Origin of the sequence: Paucisalibacillus globulus DSM 18846, assembly GCF_000482485.1 — a bacterium.
Taxonomy (GTDB): Bacteria; Bacillota; Bacilli; order Bacillales; family Amphibacillaceae; genus Ornithinibacillus; species Ornithinibacillus globulus.
The window spans coordinates 260,158-276,203 of the sequence record NZ_KI519436.1 but is presented as its reverse complement, the minus strand read 5'-3'; the positions used below and the strand labels follow the sequence as shown (position 1 = coordinate 276,203).

Annotated in this window: 14 protein-coding genes; 6 read left to right on the top strand and 8 right to left on the bottom strand. The window is 35.4% G+C overall.

All coding sequences use genetic code 11. The features are described from left to right. The first annotated feature begins 107 nt into the window (after positions 1-107). Together K332_RS0115130 and K332_RS0115125 are read left to right on the top strand one after the other, a co-directional pair. Positions 108-290, top strand: a complete 183-nt coding sequence (locus K332_RS0115130; RefSeq protein WP_026908226.1) for a hypothetical protein — start codon at positions 108-110, stop codon at positions 288-290. 159 nt (positions 291-449) lie between these two features. Next, positions 450-719, top strand: coding sequence for a hypothetical protein (locus tag K332_RS0115125; protein WP_156914210.1), 270 nt, complete (start codon positions 450-452; stop codon positions 717-719). Between the two features lie 97 nt (positions 720-816). Here the strand turns inward: K332_RS0115125 and K332_RS0115120 are convergent, their stop codons facing one another. Beyond that, on the bottom strand, positions 817-2,964 hold the full coding sequence (locus K332_RS0115120) for an ATP-dependent Clp protease ATP-binding subunit (protein ID WP_026908224.1): 2,148 nt from the start codon (positions 2,962-2,964) through the stop codon (positions 817-819). A gap of 308 nt (positions 2,965-3,272) precedes the next feature. Beyond that, positions 3,273-4,859 carry an acyl-CoA synthetase MbcS gene (gene mbcS, locus K332_RS0115115; RefSeq protein ID WP_026908223.1) on the bottom strand — a complete coding sequence of 529 codons (1,587 nt, stop codon included), beginning with the start codon at positions 4,857-4,859 and terminating at the stop codon, positions 3,273-3,275. Positions 4,860-5,023: 164 nt separating this feature from the next. On the opposite strand from mbcS, the gene K332_RS0115110 reads away from it, so the two are divergent. Both K332_RS0115110 and K332_RS0115105 read left to right on the top strand, forming a co-directional pair. Beyond that, positions 5,024-5,503 carry a hypothetical protein gene (locus K332_RS0115110; RefSeq protein WP_026908222.1) on the top strand — a complete coding sequence of 160 codons (480 nt, stop codon included), beginning with the start codon at positions 5,024-5,026 and terminating at the stop codon, positions 5,501-5,503. A gap of 376 nt (positions 5,504-5,879) precedes the next feature. Next, the gene (locus tag K332_RS0115105; protein ID WP_026908221.1) at positions 5,880-6,767 is read left to right on the top strand and encodes a glycine betaine ABC transporter substrate-binding protein; all 888 of its coding nucleotides are present in this window, start codon (positions 5,880-5,882) and stop codon (positions 6,765-6,767) included. Between the two features lie 98 nt (positions 6,768-6,865). Here K332_RS0115105 and pdaA read toward each other — a convergent pair whose 3' ends face one another. The 3 genes from pdaA to K332_RS0115090 form a co-directional block, all read right to left on the bottom strand. Next, a complete protein-coding gene (gene pdaA, locus K332_RS0115100; RefSeq protein WP_026908220.1) occupies positions 6,866-7,657 on the bottom strand; it encodes a delta-lactam-biosynthetic de-N-acetylase in 792 nt (263 codons plus the stop codon). A gap of 52 nt (positions 7,658-7,709) precedes the next feature. After that, positions 7,710-9,017: a Na+/H+ antiporter family protein gene (locus tag K332_RS0115095; RefSeq protein WP_026908219.1), complete on the bottom strand. Its 1,308-nt coding sequence runs from the start codon at positions 9,015-9,017 to the stop codon at positions 7,710-7,712. 171 nt (positions 9,018-9,188) lie between these two features. Then, positions 9,189-9,992 (bottom strand): YfkD famly protein, encoded by an 804-nt coding sequence (locus K332_RS0115090; protein ID WP_026908218.1) that lies wholly within the window; start codon positions 9,990-9,992, stop codon positions 9,189-9,191. Positions 9,993-10,144: 152 nt separating this feature from the next. On the opposite strand from K332_RS0115090, the gene K332_RS0115085 reads away from it, so the two are divergent. Further along, positions 10,145-11,323, top strand: a complete 1,179-nt coding sequence (locus tag K332_RS0115085; RefSeq protein ID WP_026908217.1) for an MFS transporter — start codon at positions 10,145-10,147, stop codon at positions 11,321-11,323. A gap of 34 nt (positions 11,324-11,357) precedes the next feature. On the opposite strand, the gene K332_RS0115080 is transcribed toward K332_RS0115085, so the two are convergent. Together K332_RS0115080 and K332_RS0115075 are read right to left on the bottom strand one after the other, a co-directional pair. Next, positions 11,358-12,059 carry an amino acid ABC transporter permease gene (locus tag K332_RS0115080; RefSeq protein WP_026908216.1) on the bottom strand — a complete coding sequence of 234 codons (702 nt, stop codon included), beginning with the start codon at positions 12,057-12,059 and terminating at the stop codon, positions 11,358-11,360. A gap of 9 nt (positions 12,060-12,068) precedes the next feature. Then, positions 12,069-12,914: a transporter substrate-binding domain-containing protein gene (locus tag K332_RS0115075; RefSeq protein WP_026908215.1), complete on the bottom strand. Its 846-nt coding sequence runs from the start codon at positions 12,912-12,914 to the stop codon at positions 12,069-12,071. Between the two features lie 279 nt (positions 12,915-13,193). On the opposite strand from K332_RS0115075, the gene K332_RS0115070 reads away from it, so the two are divergent. Next, positions 13,194-15,098 carry a heavy metal translocating P-type ATPase gene (locus K332_RS0115070; protein WP_051359494.1) on the top strand — a complete coding sequence of 635 codons (1,905 nt, stop codon included), beginning with the start codon at positions 13,194-13,196 and terminating at the stop codon, positions 15,096-15,098. A gap of 113 nt (positions 15,099-15,211) precedes the next feature. Here K332_RS0115070 and K332_RS0115065 read toward each other — a convergent pair whose 3' ends face one another. Further along, the gene (locus K332_RS0115065) at positions 15,212-16,033 is read right to left on the bottom strand and encodes a YihY/virulence factor BrkB family protein (protein ID WP_026908213.1); all 822 of its coding nucleotides are present in this window, start codon (positions 16,031-16,033) and stop codon (positions 15,212-15,214) included. Positions 16,034-16,046 lie beyond the last annotated feature (13 nt).

Here is a 16,046-nt window from a genome sequence, read left to right as displayed (position 1 = left end):
AGAGTTCGTTAGTTATTATCTTTTCACGTTCTAAGGGAATTATTATCTGAAACCTTTTTATTTTTTATTCGTAAGAGAAAATATACGATAAATTAGGGGATGTTAGTTTGTTTAGAGGTCTTACATTGTTTGGAAAAATTAATTTTGGGGTTGGGATTGTTTCTCTTGTGTTAGGTATCATACTATTTGTAGAAAATAACGTACCGATTAAAGAGCAATATCTATCATTTTCCTTCCTATTTTTAGGATTTGCTTCATTTTTTGCGTCCTATCTAGGAAAAAAAGAATAGGAAGATGAAGGAATTTCCACCTATTTGTAGAAATTGAATCGTTAAAGGGGGAATTTATATGCGCAGCTTATTTCATTCTTTAGAGGAAACAACAGCTTAACTAACTTATAGGAGGAGATTTTTATTAACGTAGCTATAGTTGATGTGACCGTTTCAAAGGTGGATCATGATTATAATGAACGTGAACTAAAAATGTTAGAAGTATTACTACTAAATTTAGCTGCACATGCAAATATGCTAATAACAAAAGGGAATATGATGTTTAATCCATTAGAGAAGAATGAGGATGATTTGTTTCGTTTCCAATTTGCTTGGCAAAAATCCCTATCAGAAGAGCAGTATAAGGATTTCATAGAGTCAGTAGAAAAGAAGTATAATACGGCTCTTATGATGTCTACTATTGAAAATGTTAGGATCTATTTTCAATAGTATTCATATTTAATGAATACGTAGGCTTGTTGCTTGCCTAATTAAATACAAAAATGCATTGGAGCTAGCTCCAATGCATTTTTACATTCTATTATGTTTAAGCTTTATTTACCACTATATCACCACTCTTAACCGCTACGTGAATATGATTCACATTTTCTTCTTCTAGTAGAAGATCTGTTAATGGATCCTCGATTTTATCTTGAATAACACGACGTAGTGGGCGTGCACCAAATTTAGGGTCGTATCCAAGTTTAACAAGTGCTTTTTTCGCGTCGTTTGTAATTGAGATTTCAATATTGTTCTCTTTAATGGTAGTAGTAAGTTCAGCTAACATTAAATCGATGATACTCATTAGATTATCTTCTGATAATTCATTGAAGTTAATGATAGCATCGAAACGGTTTAAGAACTCCGGTTTAAAGTATGCACTTAAGTTCTCTAATATAGAAACAGATTCATGTTTTTCATGATTAAAACCAACTGTAATTGGTTTTAATCCTGTCCCAGCATTACTTGTCATGATGATGACGGTATCTTTAAAACTTACTTTCCTACCTTGAGAATCTGTTAAATGGCCATCCTCCATAATTTGTAAGAACATATTTTGTACGTCTGGATGTGCCTTTTCAATCTCATCTAACAGAATGATGGAATATGGGTTACGACGAACACGCTCGGTCAATTGCCCTGCCTCATCATGTCCAATATATCCTGGTGGTGATCCAATGAGTTTAGATACGGAATGTTTCTCCATATATTCACTCATATCAAGACGTATCATTGCTTCACGAGTACCAAATAATTCTTCTGCTAGTGCTTTGGTTAGCTCGGTTTTACCAACACCAGTTGGGCCGACAAATAAGAATGATCCGATTGGACGTTCTTTTGATTTTAATCCTGCACGACTACGGCGGATTGCTTTAGCAACTTTATCAACTGCTGCTTCCTGACCGATTACTTTTTTACGTAGATTTTCTCCGATGTTTTTCAATTTTTCTTGTTCATCTGCTTGTAGTTTTGTTACAGGAATTCCTGTTTTTTCTTCTACAATCAATTGAATATCCGAAATGTCAACATCAATAACCTGTTCTTCGCCTTTTGCCGCTTCCAGTTGTTTTTGCAATTGAATTTCTTGATAACGAAGGTTTGCAGCCTTTTCATAATCTTCTTGCTCTGCTGCCGCTTCTTTTTCTTTTACTACTTCATCTAAATGACTTTGAATAGAGATTGAATCATTTTGTGCATTTGCCAAGTTCAACCGTGAACCTACCTCATCCATTAAGTCTATCGCTTTATCTGGTAAGAAACGATCTTGAATGTAACGATCTGATAACGTTACAAATGCTTGGATTACTTCATCAGAATAGCGTACCTCATGGAATGTTTCGTACTTATCCTTAATTCCATTCAAGATTAATACTGCTTCCTCTCTTGATGGTTCCTTTACAATGATTGGTTGGAAACGTCGTTCAAGAGCTGCATCTTTTTCAATTTTACGGTACTCTTTTAATGTTGTTGCACCAATAATTTGTAATTCGCCTCGAGCTAATGCCGGTTTTAAAATATTACCTGCATCCATTTGAGAACCTTCAGCAGTACCCGCACCTACAAGTAGATGAACCTCATCAATGAAGAGAATAGTTTCCTGACGTTCTTGTAATTCTTTAATTAATTGCTTCATACGCTCTTCAAATTGACCACGGACACCTGTGTTCGCAACAAGTGATGCAATATCTAAAATATAAACTTCTTTATTCATTAACTTTGCAGGAACGTGACCTTCTACAATTTTAAGTGCGAGTCCTTCTGCAATAGCAGTTTTACCTACACCCGGTTCCCCAATTAATACTGGGTTATTTTTAGTTCTTCTATTTAAAGTTTCGATAACACGTTTCACTTCTTGATTACGACCAATAACTGGGTCAATATTTCCAGCACGAGCCGCATCTGTTAAGTTTCTACCTAACTGATCTAGTAATCCTTTTCGTTTTGTTTGTTTTTGTCTCGTTTTTGTAGTTGTATTTGAATTCATTTGACCATTACTTTGAAAAAAGTTCGATGCAAAATCATTTTCACCACTAAAATATGGATTTTGGAAGAAATCATTTCCACTCATACTCATCATATTATCTTGGATTTCACGGAAACATGAATTGCAAAGGTGCAATTGCATCTTCTCATTATTCATTTGCATTGCCATATTAATATTCGCTTCATTTACACCACATTTTTGACACTTCATATATCCATTCCTCCTATATCATTTTAAGACCACTATCAAATTTGACTTTGACTATCTTTGACCTTATGAACTCATTATACTCTGACCTTTTTTGACTTTCAAGTATTTTGTTCATTTTTTTTTCGTGAAATTTTATAAGTAAGATATTAATATTGCTACGAATGAGGTTAAGCTGACAACTGGAGCAGAATCGGGAGTACTATACGTAGGTTTTGTCTATCTTCATTAATCGGTTGATTCTTCAATTTATGCAGATACTACCTTCTTAAAATAAAAAAAGTAGCCCCTAAGCTACTTTTTCCCATACGTTACTGTTGAACATGTTTCTCTTTTTCCCTTTGCCTTAACTCTATCCGCCTAATCTTCCCAGAGATTGTTTTCGGTAATTCTTTCATAAACTCTATCTCCCTTGGATACTTATAAGGTGCCGTTTGACTTTTGACATAATCCTGAAGCTCTTTTATTAACTTCTCCTTATCAGCTTCAATATTTTCCTTTAGCACAACAAATGCCTTTACTAAACTTCCACGAACTTCATCTGGACTTGCTACTACTGCGCATTCTTGCACGTATGGATGTTTTACAAGGGCATCTTCCACTTCAAATGGTCCGATTGTATAACCTGAGCTGATAATAATATCGTCACTACGTCCTTCAAACCAAAAGTAACCATCTTCGTCCTTTCGCGCTTGGTCACCGGTTATATAAAAGTCTCCTCTACGCGTACGACTAGTGCGTTCTGGGTCTTTGTAATATTCCTTAAATAATGCAGGGCTATTTAAACGAACTGCAATATCACCCACTTCGTTGACACCAACAGGTTCTCCAAACTCATCCACTATTTCCACATCATTACCAGGTGTCGGTTTCCCCATCGATCCAGCCTTTACTTCCATACTTTCCATCACGCCTAATAATAAAGTGTTCTCAGTCTGACCATAGCCATCACGTACAGTGACATCAAAAAATTGGCGGAATGTGTTGATTACTTCGACATTCAGTGGCTCTCCAGCAGAAACAGCACTGTTTAGATTTGGTAGTTTGTATTTAGACAAATCATTCACTTTAGCCATTAATCGATATTCTGTTGGGGTACAGCATAATACATTAATTTCATGTTCTTCTAATAGACTGAGATATTTATCTGCATTAAATTTACCATTATAAATAAAGCCTGTAGCCCCCATACCAAGTACGGAGAGAAAAGGACTCCAAATCCACTTTTGCCAACCAGGACCTGCTGTTGCCCATACTTTATCTCCCTCATTAACACATAACCAGTTAGTTGGTGCTGTTTTTAAATGGGCATAGCCCCAGCCATGTGTATGAACAACCCCCTTTGGATTACCCGTTGTACCAGAAGTATAAGAAATAAACGCAATACAATCCCGAGTTGTCTCCACCATTTCCAAATCACTTGAGGCACCTTGCATTAATCCATTCAAAGAAAGCCAATCAGCTACCGGTTCCCCAACTGAAAACTTGATAAGTGAGTCATATTCGTTCAAATCTTTGTATTGGGCTGTGTAATTTGAGAAGCTAACTACACCATTCACTTCCCCATGGCTAATCCGATACTGAAGATCTTTTGTTCTTAGCATTTCAGAACTAGGAACAACGACAATACCAACTTTTAATGCAGCTAAGTAAACCTCATATGCCTCCATTCTTCTCGGAATCATTACAAGGAGTTTGTCTCCTTTTTTCAAACCACTTTCTATAAATACATTCCCGATTTTATTTACATTTTTCATTAGTTGACCATATGTAATTTCAGACTTTTCCCCATGTTCATCTAGCCAAAGTAATGCCTTCCTATCAACGTCTTTTGCGTGTTTTTCGATTTCCATAGCTATGTTGTACTTCTTTGGAGCAATTAGATCTTCGCGTTTCATCCCATCAACTCCTTTTTTTAGTTTCAACAATTATAACAATATTTTAAAAATTTATAAATAAATATTTTGAACCATTATCAGACAAATCATTGTATTTCTAACACATATATTTCCATTCTGTACCATATAATTCAAAAATATGATAAGTAGTGGGAGTGTTATTAATGAACTACAGGGTTATATTAATCATTAGTTTTATTAGCCTCCTAATTATTTCAGGTTGTTCAGACAAGGAGACTACTTCCAATTCAAAAGGTCCTAATTTAACTGAGGAAGAACAGTTGGAACAACGCATTCAGTCATTTTTAGATGAAGTTACAAACGTAATTATGGAGAAAGATTTCGAGAATTTCTACCAGATGTGGATACAGCCGGAGTTCCAATCCGATAGTATGAAGAAAGAAATACGTGAGTTATTTGATAGTTGGCATAAAAACTATGAGGAATATAATTTTGAGTTCATTGAAATTGCGGAGACTTTGGAAGCAGATGGCTATACATTTATGATTGTTTTCGTAGATGCCAAAATGTCTATATCTGGACGAGAGGATAATGGAAAAGCCAGTGTGACCATAGTAGAAGTTGACAATGAATGGGGATTTACTTTTGATTTCGATGGTGTCCGTTTTATACGGGAAGAGTAAAATTTTAATAACGGGGCGAATAAAATTCTGCCTCGTTTTTGTTGTTAATCCATATGCGGATTAAAACTTTGTATTTATCATAATCTTCGCCTACTTTACACATGCCCTATAGTTTGGTACATTTACAGATTCATGTGTAAGCTGGAGCATTTCGAAGGATTTATAGGTAATTCCTTTGATAAGTTTATCAGCTTGAAACTGTTCATATATTATGAACAGTAATTCAATTATTTGCCGTTTGAATACTATATAAATAGTGCCTAGAATATAAGTAAGTATTGTTTTTAATTGGCCATGTATATACTTGGAGCACTTAAAGACAACTAATGAAATTGCTATTAATAATAGCAATACTAGATAAAGGAGTGTATTTCTTTTGATAAAGTGGAAAAGGTTAGCAGTCATTGCTAGTGTTACTTTATCCATCGTATTAGTAGGGTGTGGACAAGAAAAGCAACAAAGCGATAGTGAAAAAATGGACTTTACAATTACTGGTCTTGAACCTGGAGCTGGTCAAACGGAACTTAATAATCAAGCTATAGAAGAATATGAGAGTCTTGCCGGTTGGGAACAACAAACATCATCAACAGGAGCAATGTTATCAGCCTTAGATGAAGCTATAGATAACGAGGAACCAATTATGATTACAGCATGGTCTCCTCATTATATGTTTGCCAAATGGGACTTAAAATACCTCGATGACCCCAAAGGAATATTTGGTCAGGAGCAACAAGCTATCACAATAGTGAGAAAAGGATTAGAGGAAGACATACCAGGTGCCTATGAAATCCTTGATCGAATTCAATTTGAAGTACCAGAAATAGAAGCAGCCTTGTTAACGGCAAATGACAAAGAGTTAGAAATTCCTGAAGTCGCACAGCAGTGGGTGGATAAAAATCAAGAAGTAGTTACAACGTGGACAGAAGGAATCGAAGCAGCTGATAGTACTCCAATTGAATTAGTTTCTACGCCGTGGGATGAAGTATTATTTACAGGAAATGTAGCTAAAATTGTATTGGAACAACAAGGATATAACGTTACGTTTACTCCGCTTGATCCAGCTATATTGTTCCAGTCCATTTCAAACGGTGAAGCTGATGCTTCACTGGCTCCATGGATACCTACAACTCATGGTGCTTTATATGAGGAGTATGAAGGAGAGTTTGTAGATTTAGGTCCGAATTTTGATGGTGCTAAAATTGGATTAGCTGTACCAGCATATATGGAAGTTGATTCTCTTGAAGATTTTGAACCTGCGGAATAAGTAAATTGAAAACGTATCTTAAAATAACTTTGCTCCCCTTTCATCGAATATATGAAAAGGGGAGCATTTTATTCTTTAAGAATTACATAGCATTGAACTCAGTAACCATAGATAGGTTGTGAAATCTTATCTTTTAATACAAAGTCATCTAAACTTTTAAAGGTATAGCCTTCTTTTTTCAAATCTTGAATTATCCTTTCCAGGGCTTCTGCATTATCCTCTGACACAGCGTGTAATAGAATAATTGCTCCAGGATGTATCTGATTCATTACTTGATCATAAGCATATTGCCAACCTTTTTGAGCATTCGTATTCCAATCAATAATTGCCAAGGACCAGAATACATGAATATACCCTAATTCATTTGCCCACTGGAGGGTTTGTTGGTTGAACATTCCCTTTGGGGGTCTAACATATTTAATATCTTTTTGTTTGGAAACTTTAGAGACAGCCTGTTCTAATGTCTCTAACTCCCGCTCCATTACTTCTTTATTGACTGTTGTAAAATCTGGATGATGATAAGAATGGTTTCCTATTATATGCCCTTCATTAACCATTCGTTCTATTAAATCTGTTGCTGAATTGACGTAATGTCCTGTAACAAAGAAAGTAGCAGGAACCTTTTCACTCTTTAATACATCCAAAATTTCATCTGTAAATCCCTGTTCATACCCATTATCAAATGTTAAGTATACTGTTTTTTCACCGGATTCATCTACATAATATGCACCATTTTCCCTTAGTATTTCCCTGTACTTACCGACTTCCGGAATTTCGTGATTTGAATTTTTCTTGTATCCCCAACCATAACCCCGAGCTCCAGCCTCATGAAAGTTCACAGAAAAAAAGGCAAGAAAAAATATCAGGGTGGTTACTATTAATTTACGCATAGATACCCCACCTATTTTTTTCTTACCTTTTGCTTAATCATCGTTTTTTATACTACAAGAAAAGTGATGCTGCCCATCCAAAGAAGAATAATGGAATATTAAAATGGATAAATGTTGGAACACAAGTATCCCAGATGTGGTCATGTTTACCATCAGCATTTAGTCCTGCAGTTGGACCTAATGTACTGTCAGAGGCTGGAGAACCGGCATCCCCTAGTGCACCCGCTGTTCCAATTAGTGCAGCGGTTCCTAATGGCGAAAATCCTGCAGCTAAACAGATTGGAACGAATAAAGCTGCTATAATTGGTATCGTACCGAAAGAGGAGCCAATTCCAATTGTAATTATTAAACCAACTAATAAAAGGACAAATGAAATTAGAACCTTATTATCTCCTAAGAATCCAGAAGAAACCTCGACTAATGCATCTACAGCACCTGTATCTTTTAAAATTGTCCCATATCCAGATGCAACAAGCATTACAAATGCAATAGTACTCATCATACTTACACCATCAGCAACAATCTTATCAGTCTTTGAGAAAGGTACAGAAAGAAAAGCAACCATTAAAATTAGTCCAGTTAATGCACCTACAATTAAGTTTCCAGTGTAAATTTGTGCAACTAGTGCAGCTAATATTGCAATGATGGTAAGGAAATGTTTTTTATTAAACGTAATATTTTCATCTATTGGTTTAATAAATTCACCCATGCCTTTTACATCTAGTAGTGGCTCTTTGTCCTTCCGATAGGTGATGAATACTCCGATTAATAAACCTACAATCATTCCCAGACCTGGGATTATCATAGATAATGATACTTGCCCTAAGGTAATATCAGCACCATTTTGTATCATTGCATCTAAAATTATCCCTTGAAAGATTAGTCCGAATCCAGCTGGAATCATAATATATGGAGCTTTCAAACCAAATGTTAAGGCAACAGCCACCCCACGACGATCGATTCGCATTTTATCAAATAACTTTAATAACGGCGGTATTAATATAGGAATAAATGCAATATGAACTGGTACAACATTTTGTGATAAAGAAGATACACTAGCTATAGCAAGCAATAACATTGTTTTCTTACCTGTCAAAACTTTAATTAAGAAATTCACTAATAATGATGTAATTCCTGTATAGCTAATGGCTATAGCAAAAGCACCTAATAATACATAACTTAGAGCGGTATTTGCTTGACCTCCCATTCCACTAACCAGTAATTCAATTGATTCTACTAAATCCAACCCGGCCATTAATCCAGCTACAATCGCGGAAATTATAATAGCAATAATAACATTCACTCGTAACAAACTTAATACTGTCATTAATAAAACCGAAACAACTACAACCCATTCCATTTTCTTTTCCCCCCAAGAAAATTCCACTTTAATACTTTACCATATTAAATCACTAAAGCGAAAAAATCAACCCTTTTAGAAATTAATTAGGTTGATTCCATAAAAAATGTTGAACAGATACATGAAGTTAATGTAGCCCTACAAGTAAGTAGGGCTACACTGTTCTTCTATTTATTTCACCTCAACCGAAAATGACACATGATCTTGAACCGGAATCCATGCTCCGATTCCTTGTTTTGTTACATTTTTAATTACCAATGATTTTTTGGTTCCTTTCAACTGAATATAAACTTCACCGAATGTTACCTTGCCTTTTTCATTTGCAGCAGGGGCAAAAGCATGTAAAAAACCATATTTTTTCGGTGGAACACTATAAGAATTTCCTTTTTTAGTTCCTGCTCCAATTGTTGTTGTATAGGACAGGGGTAATTTTGTTTCTTGCTTTGCTTTCATGATCATCATTTGTTTTACATCATCGGGATTTGCAATCTTGTTAGTTAATGCTCCTTTAATTTCTTTTTGTGCTTGCTGGTTATAGCTTAATTTTTGAGCATCCTTACCACCAAGATTATTTAATTCATTAATATTTATGTTTTGATACTCCCAATTAACATTGGTATCATCAGATTCGTAACTAAGTGGCCAGCGTCCTAAAAAAACCATTCCTCGATACCCAAAACCAATTGGTGATGGATCAATGCTTGACTCGTTCAGCATCTTTATTAGATTGGGATTAGTGATAGGAACATCCGTTGAGTCTATTAATTCTTTGGATAATTCACTTGGCTCAATAACTTCTTCATCTTCTGTAGAATTAGGAAATGTATTTTCCTTAGAAATATCTAATACATGACTAGGTATTTCAAATTCATTTTCATTCTCTTTTTCAGCCTTCTTTTCTGCAGCAGAAAGCATAATTGGAGCTTGGAGCACTAGTAGAAATGTAATTAATGCTATGATATATTTATTCTTCATCTGTCCATTCCTCTCTTTTTGGCAGTAAGGAAAGTTTAAAAACTTTCTAGACCTGCATAAGTGCAACTAAGGCAAGTGCCTTAGTTTAGTAACCTTAGTTTTTTCGAGCGTTATAAAATTTATACATATTTATCATCTTTAGGGGGAGCAAAATGGTTTTAGATCGTTTCAGATTTTGGATTCTTGTATTACTTGTCATGATTTCAGGTTTATCACAAGGGATGCTTCTACCTCTTCTAGCTATCATTCTAGAACAAGGTGGGGTATCTTCTTCCATAAATGGATTACATGCAACTGGACTTTACATTGGTGTCCTCTTAGCATCACCATTTATGGAAAAACCCATGCAAAAATACGGGTTCAAACCAATAATTTTAGTTGGTGGTTTACTCGTTATTATTTCGTTAGCATTGTTTCCTGTTTGGCAATCGGTTTGGTTCTGGTTTATCTTAAGGGTTGCGATTGGAATAGGAGATAATATGCTACATTTTGGTACACAAACATGGATAACCTCAACCGCGGATAAAAACACTCGTGGAAGAAGTATCTCCATTTATGGAATGTCATTTTCATTTGGATTTGCACTCGGGCCATTATTTACGAGGTTATTAGAAGTGAATATGGCACTTCCATTTATCGTTTCTACTTTACTCAGTACGATTGTTTGGTCACTCATGTTGTTTGTAAGAAACAATTGGCCAAATACGGAAGAAGCCGAGGTAATTACCACAACAAAAGAAAGTTCGCTTAAAAGATTTATTCAAACTACAAAAATAGCATGGATTGCTTTACTTCCTCCATTAGCATATGGATTCTTGGAAGCCACATTACATGCAACATTTCCAATCTATGGATTACGTATTGGACATGATGTACATATACTATCCTTGATTATTCCTTGCTTTGCAGCCGGTAGTTTACTTACACAACTTCCACTTGGAATTCTAAGTGATCGAATTGGTAGGAGAAAAATACTTCTAATCATTTTATCTCTTGGGTTACTTTGCTTTATCGGAGCAGCATTTCTGGAGGAGTCTACAGTTGCCTTGTTTATTTTCTTTACATTAGCAGGGATGTTTGTAGGATCGACATACTCAATGGGAATTTCCTATATGACCGACCTTCTTCCACAGTCACTATTACCTGCTGGAAACCTATTATGTAGTATTGCTTTCAGTATCGGCAGTCTAGGTGGTCCATATTTTGGTGGTTTATTTATTCAATTTTTACCAGGGGTATCATTCTTCTATATGATTGCTATTGTGTTAGCTTTAATACTCGTAGCAATGTTGTTGAAGAGAAATAGAGTAGCAGATAAAATACATGGATAGAACGATATAAACCAAAATAAAACAGGAGATCCATTTACTGGACATCCTGTTTTATATATTTCCCATAGCGAATCTCAAGGCGATTTTGTAAGAAGGAAATCGCAATACCAAGTGGCCAATAAATAAAGGCAACTAATATATACATAGTCATCGCATCAAAGGTTCGCCCTGCTACAATCTGAGATTTTTGAAATAGCTCAGGAACAGTTATAATTGCGGCTAATGAAGTACCTAGCATGACACTTAAAAATACATTAGCTAGTGGAGGGATTGCAATTCGAATTGCTTGTGGCAAAATAATCACCCTCATTGTCTTCCAATAGCCTATATTAAGTGCCTTTGCCGCTTCCCATTGCCCTTTATCCACACTGGATAATGCCGCACGATAAATTTCCGCAATATACGCCGAACTATTTAATCCGAATCCTATTGCAGCAGCTACAAACGCTGTTAGATTAATCCCTATGATTGGAAGACCAAAGTAAATTAAAAATAGGAATACGATGATTGGTGTGCTTCTCATGAATGAAATATAAATTCTTGCAGGTAGGCTTAAAAAAATGGAATTTGAACCCCTACCTAGTGAAATAAAGAATCCTAAAATTAAACCAATTGCCATTCCAATAATAGCGAGGAAAATTGTCATTGGAACTCCCTCGAGTAAGAATGGAAGACTTTCCCAAGCCAGTTGTGGATCAAACAAGTTCTTTAATTGCACGTGATCAATTTCAAACATTATATCACCTTATTCAACGCCTTTGATTTCAATAACTTCCTCTTCTGGTTCCTTAGAAACATCAAGCCCGCCGAAAAACTCTGCTGAAATTCCCGTTAATGTACCATCCTCTTTCATCTCAGCAATAATCTCATTCACTTCTTCCAATAATGTTGTTGCATCTTTTTGTACAACAACATTATTGGTTGTTGGGTGAAATTTTAAATCAGGATGTAAAGTAATATTAAAATCTGGGAACGCTTGAATTGCAAGGCTTTGTAAGTAATAATCATTAATAACTGTATCTGTTTTTCCATTATGGACATCTCGTAAATAAGCATCGTTTGTTACATTTCCGTAAGTAACTACCTCTGCATCAAATTTTCTCGCGATATCACTATAAACAGTTGTCGCTGCCCCACCTGCTTTTTTCCCTTTTAAATCTTCTAATGTATGAATACCAGATAAATCATCCGCTCGAACAATCATCGTAGCAAAAGAGTATTTAACAGGCTCTGAAAAAGCAAATTTTTCACGACTTGCTTCCCTTGGTCCTGCTTGAATCATATCTACACGACCACTTTGAAGCGCAGAAAGCATCGCATCAAAAGCCATTGTCTCAAATTTAACTTCTACCCCTAAACGTTCAGCAATCTCACGAAAAACTTCAACATTATAGCCTGTTAATTCATCTGAACCTTCAGGATAATATGAGGCAGGATATAATGTTCCTGCAGTACCGACTATAAGTTCACCGGATTCTTGAATAGAATCCCAAATCTTGTCTTCTACTTTTTCTTCAGAAGTATCACTTCCACATGCTGCTAATACTAACAATACCGCAAATAACATCGACAAAACTAAATACTTTTTCATACAAAATCCCCTCCAATTTTATCTGTTATACATTCTCTAACGGTTTTGATTGTAACAGCAGAAGTTAGTTTAATCAAATTCTTTGATTAACTAAATTATTCTGTTACTTAATATACTAATACTTCTATAGAACAATAAATTCATTTATAATTTTCCATTGACTCTACAAGGTTTTATGTTAACATTAAAATATATACTAATTAATAATGATTATAATCTAGTTGCGAATGATTATTAATTTCAGTTATGGGGGGAATCAATATGGAAGCTAAAAATAGTATGTCACCAATCCTTTACTCCAAACACGATGAAACTGGTTTTTTTAAAAAAATACAACCACATGTCGAACTTATTGCGGCACTTGTTAGTGGGATAATTATTCTATTGACTTGGTTATCAGAACAGAATATTTCTGAAGCTGCATTTGTATTGTTGCATAGTATTGCATTTGTAATTGGTGGGTTTGCAAAAGCGAAAGAGGGAATTACAGAAACAATAAATAATAAAGAACTAAATGTTGAGATGTTAATGATTTTTGCAGCTATAGGATCTGCAGTTATTGGTTACTGGACGGAAGGTGCTATCTTAATCTTCATTTTTGCATTATCAGGAGCTCTTGAAACGTACACGATGAATAAAAGTAAGAAGGAAATCTCTTCTTTGCTTAAGCTCCAACCAGAAGAAGCTACAAGAATGACAAATGGAAGAGAAGAAATTGTTCCCGTAAATCAATTAATTATAGGAGATATCATTTTGGTTCGTGCTGGGGATAGAGTTCCTGCTGACGGAATGATTATAAAAGGTATGACGGCAATCGATGAGAGTCCAATAACCGGTGAATCAATTCCAGTAACCAAAAATATAAAGGATAAGGTATTAGCTGGAACGGTATCACTTGATGGAACGATTACAGTTGAAGTTACTAAAGAAGCTCATGAAACCATGTTCCAAAAGATTATAAATATGGTTCAATCTGCACAAGAGGAAAAGTCTCCTTCTCAATTATTTATTGAACGTTTTGAAGGAACGTATGTAAAAGTTGTTCTAATTGCTTTTGGTGTAATGATGTTATTACCATATTTTCTTTTTAACTGGTCATTGGAAACCAGTATTTATCGAGCAATCATTCTTCTTGTTGTCGCATCACCATGTGCACTTGTTGCGTCTATCATGCCTGCGACTCTATCCGCAATTTCAAATAGCGCACGAAAAGGTATTCTTTTTAAAGGTGGTGTCCATTTAGAAAACCTGAGCCAAATCAAGGCGATTGCTTTTGATAAAACAGGTACATTAACAAATGGAAAATTAATTGTGACTAATGCCTATTTTTCTTCCGATATTGATAAAAATGAAGTGATTGCCATTTCTGGTGCTATTGAGAATGAATCCACACATCCACTGGCTAAAGCTATAACAATGTACGGTCATGAACAAGTTGGTAAAAAGGAAATACAAGTGACCAATATGAAGACTATCAGTGGTAACGGGGTAGAAGCAGAAATTGAGGGTAGGATTTGGCAAATTGGCAAACCAGATTATGTAGGTAAACAACTTGCAGAATCATTTCATAGTGGTGTTCTGTCTAATTTAGCATCGGAAGGTAAAACAGTCGTATTTGTTAAAACGGAAGATAAAATCGTTGCTGCCTATGCATTAAAAGATACCATTCGAAATGAAGCTAAGATGGCTATTAAAAAACTAAACAATCAAGGAATTAAGACAATCATGTTAACCGGGGATAATGATCTTACTGCCAAAGCTATCGCAGAAGAAGCTGGTATTGATGAATATATTGCTAACTGCCTTCCAGAAGAAAAGGTTACCAATCTTAAGAAATTACGTGAAATTTATCAGAACGTTGCCATGGTTGGTGATGGGATTAATGATGCACCTGCGTTAGCAACTGCAAACTTAGGAGTTGCAATGGGTGAAGGGACGGATGTCGCTCTCGAAACCGCTGATGTCGTTTTGATGAGGAATGATTTGACTAAGATAACGAATGGGATTAAACTTTCTGGTCGAATGAATAGAATTGTGAAACAGAATGTTATTTTTTCTATTGGTGTTATTGCTATCTTGATTCTTTCTAATTATTTCGAAGTGTTAGATCTTCCTTTGGGGGTTATTGGACATGAAGGAAGTACGATTTTAGTTATTTTGAATGGATTGCGGTTATTAAGATAGACTAATGAAATTTATTCTCCAGCTACTGAAAGAAATACCTATATATTTCTCCTTTACATTAACAAAACTTGTTTAGAAAGTAACCAAATTAAAACGGGGACTCAACCTATTGGTTAGTCCCCGTTTTTCATTTTGCTTAGGGTTGCGTTAAGGATTCCACCTACTATGACGATGAAGGCTGAAATATAGAACCAAATCATTAGTGTTATAACGGCCCCAAGGCTCCCGTATGTTGCGGAATAATGTCCTAGTTTTGATACATAGAATGAAAACGCATAGGATGTTAATTGCCATGCTACTGTTGCAAATAAAGCACCCCAAAACGCCTCCCGAAAAAACACTTTTACGTTAGGACCAATTTTATATAGAAATAAAAACACAATAAAAAATACAATGGATGTTAACACCCAACGTAACATTTCCCATATGGATAGAAAGTCATCTGACAATCCAAAAAACGAAAATAAATAAATACCAATCATTCTACCAAGGACCGGGAGAAGGATAGCAAGCACGAGTACCCCAATCATTGCAAAAGTTAAACCGATAGCAATAAGTCTAGATACAATGAAAAACCGATCCTCCTCTACTTCATACGCACTATTCAATACCCGCATAATCGCATTAATCCCATTTGAAGCAGCCCATAGCGTTCCAATAATACCTATCGATAATAATTGTCCATTTTGCTCGGAGACTAAATTCATCACGTTTTCCTCAATTATTTGCATGGAATCGGCAGGGGCAACTGAGGCGAGCATTTGTATTAATATATTTGCATCCACTGGCAAATATCCGACTAAGGTGATGACTACAACCAGTAACGGAAAAAGTGATAATAGAAAAAAGTAAGCTAATTGTGCGGATAAGCCAAATGCTTCTTCCTCTAATATTCGTCCAATTAGCTTTTTCATAAATGAAATGACTTGATTCAAACCTCAACCTCCT

Bases quoted from the DNA above. Each gene is read 5' to 3' on its own strand.
- K332_RS0115120 (WP_026908224.1), bottom strand. From the start codon at position 2,964: ATGAAGTGTCAAAAATGTGGTGTAAATGAAGCGAATATTAATATGGCA.
- mbcS (WP_026908223.1), bottom strand. From the start codon at position 4,859: ATGAAACGCGAAGATCTAATTGCTCCAAAGAAGTACAACATAGCTATG.
- K332_RS0115110 (WP_026908222.1), top strand. From the start codon at position 5,024: ATGAACTACAGGGTTATATTAATCATTAGTTTTATTAGCCTCCTAATT.
- pdaA (WP_026908220.1), bottom strand. From the start codon at position 7,657: ATGCGTAAATTAATAGTAACCACCCTGATATTTTTTCTTGCCTTTTTT.
- K332_RS0115095 (WP_026908219.1), bottom strand. From the start codon at position 9,017: ATGGAATGGGTTGTAGTTGTTTCGGTTTTATTAATGACAGTATTAAGT.
- K332_RS0115090 (WP_026908218.1), bottom strand. From the start codon at position 9,992: ATGAAGAATAAATATATCATAGCATTAATTACATTTCTACTAGTGCTC.
- K332_RS0115085 (WP_026908217.1), top strand. From the start codon at position 10,145: ATGGTTTTAGATCGTTTCAGATTTTGGATTCTTGTATTACTTGTCATG.
- K332_RS0115080 (WP_026908216.1), bottom strand. From the start codon at position 12,059: ATGTTTGAAATTGATCACGTGCAATTAAAGAACTTGTTTGATCCACAA.
- K332_RS0115075 (WP_026908215.1), bottom strand. From the start codon at position 12,914: ATGAAAAAGTATTTAGTTTTGTCGATGTTATTTGCGGTATTGTTAGTA.
- K332_RS0115070 (WP_051359494.1), top strand. From the start codon at position 13,194: ATGTCACCAATCCTTTACTCCAAACACGATGAAACTGGTTTTTTTAAA.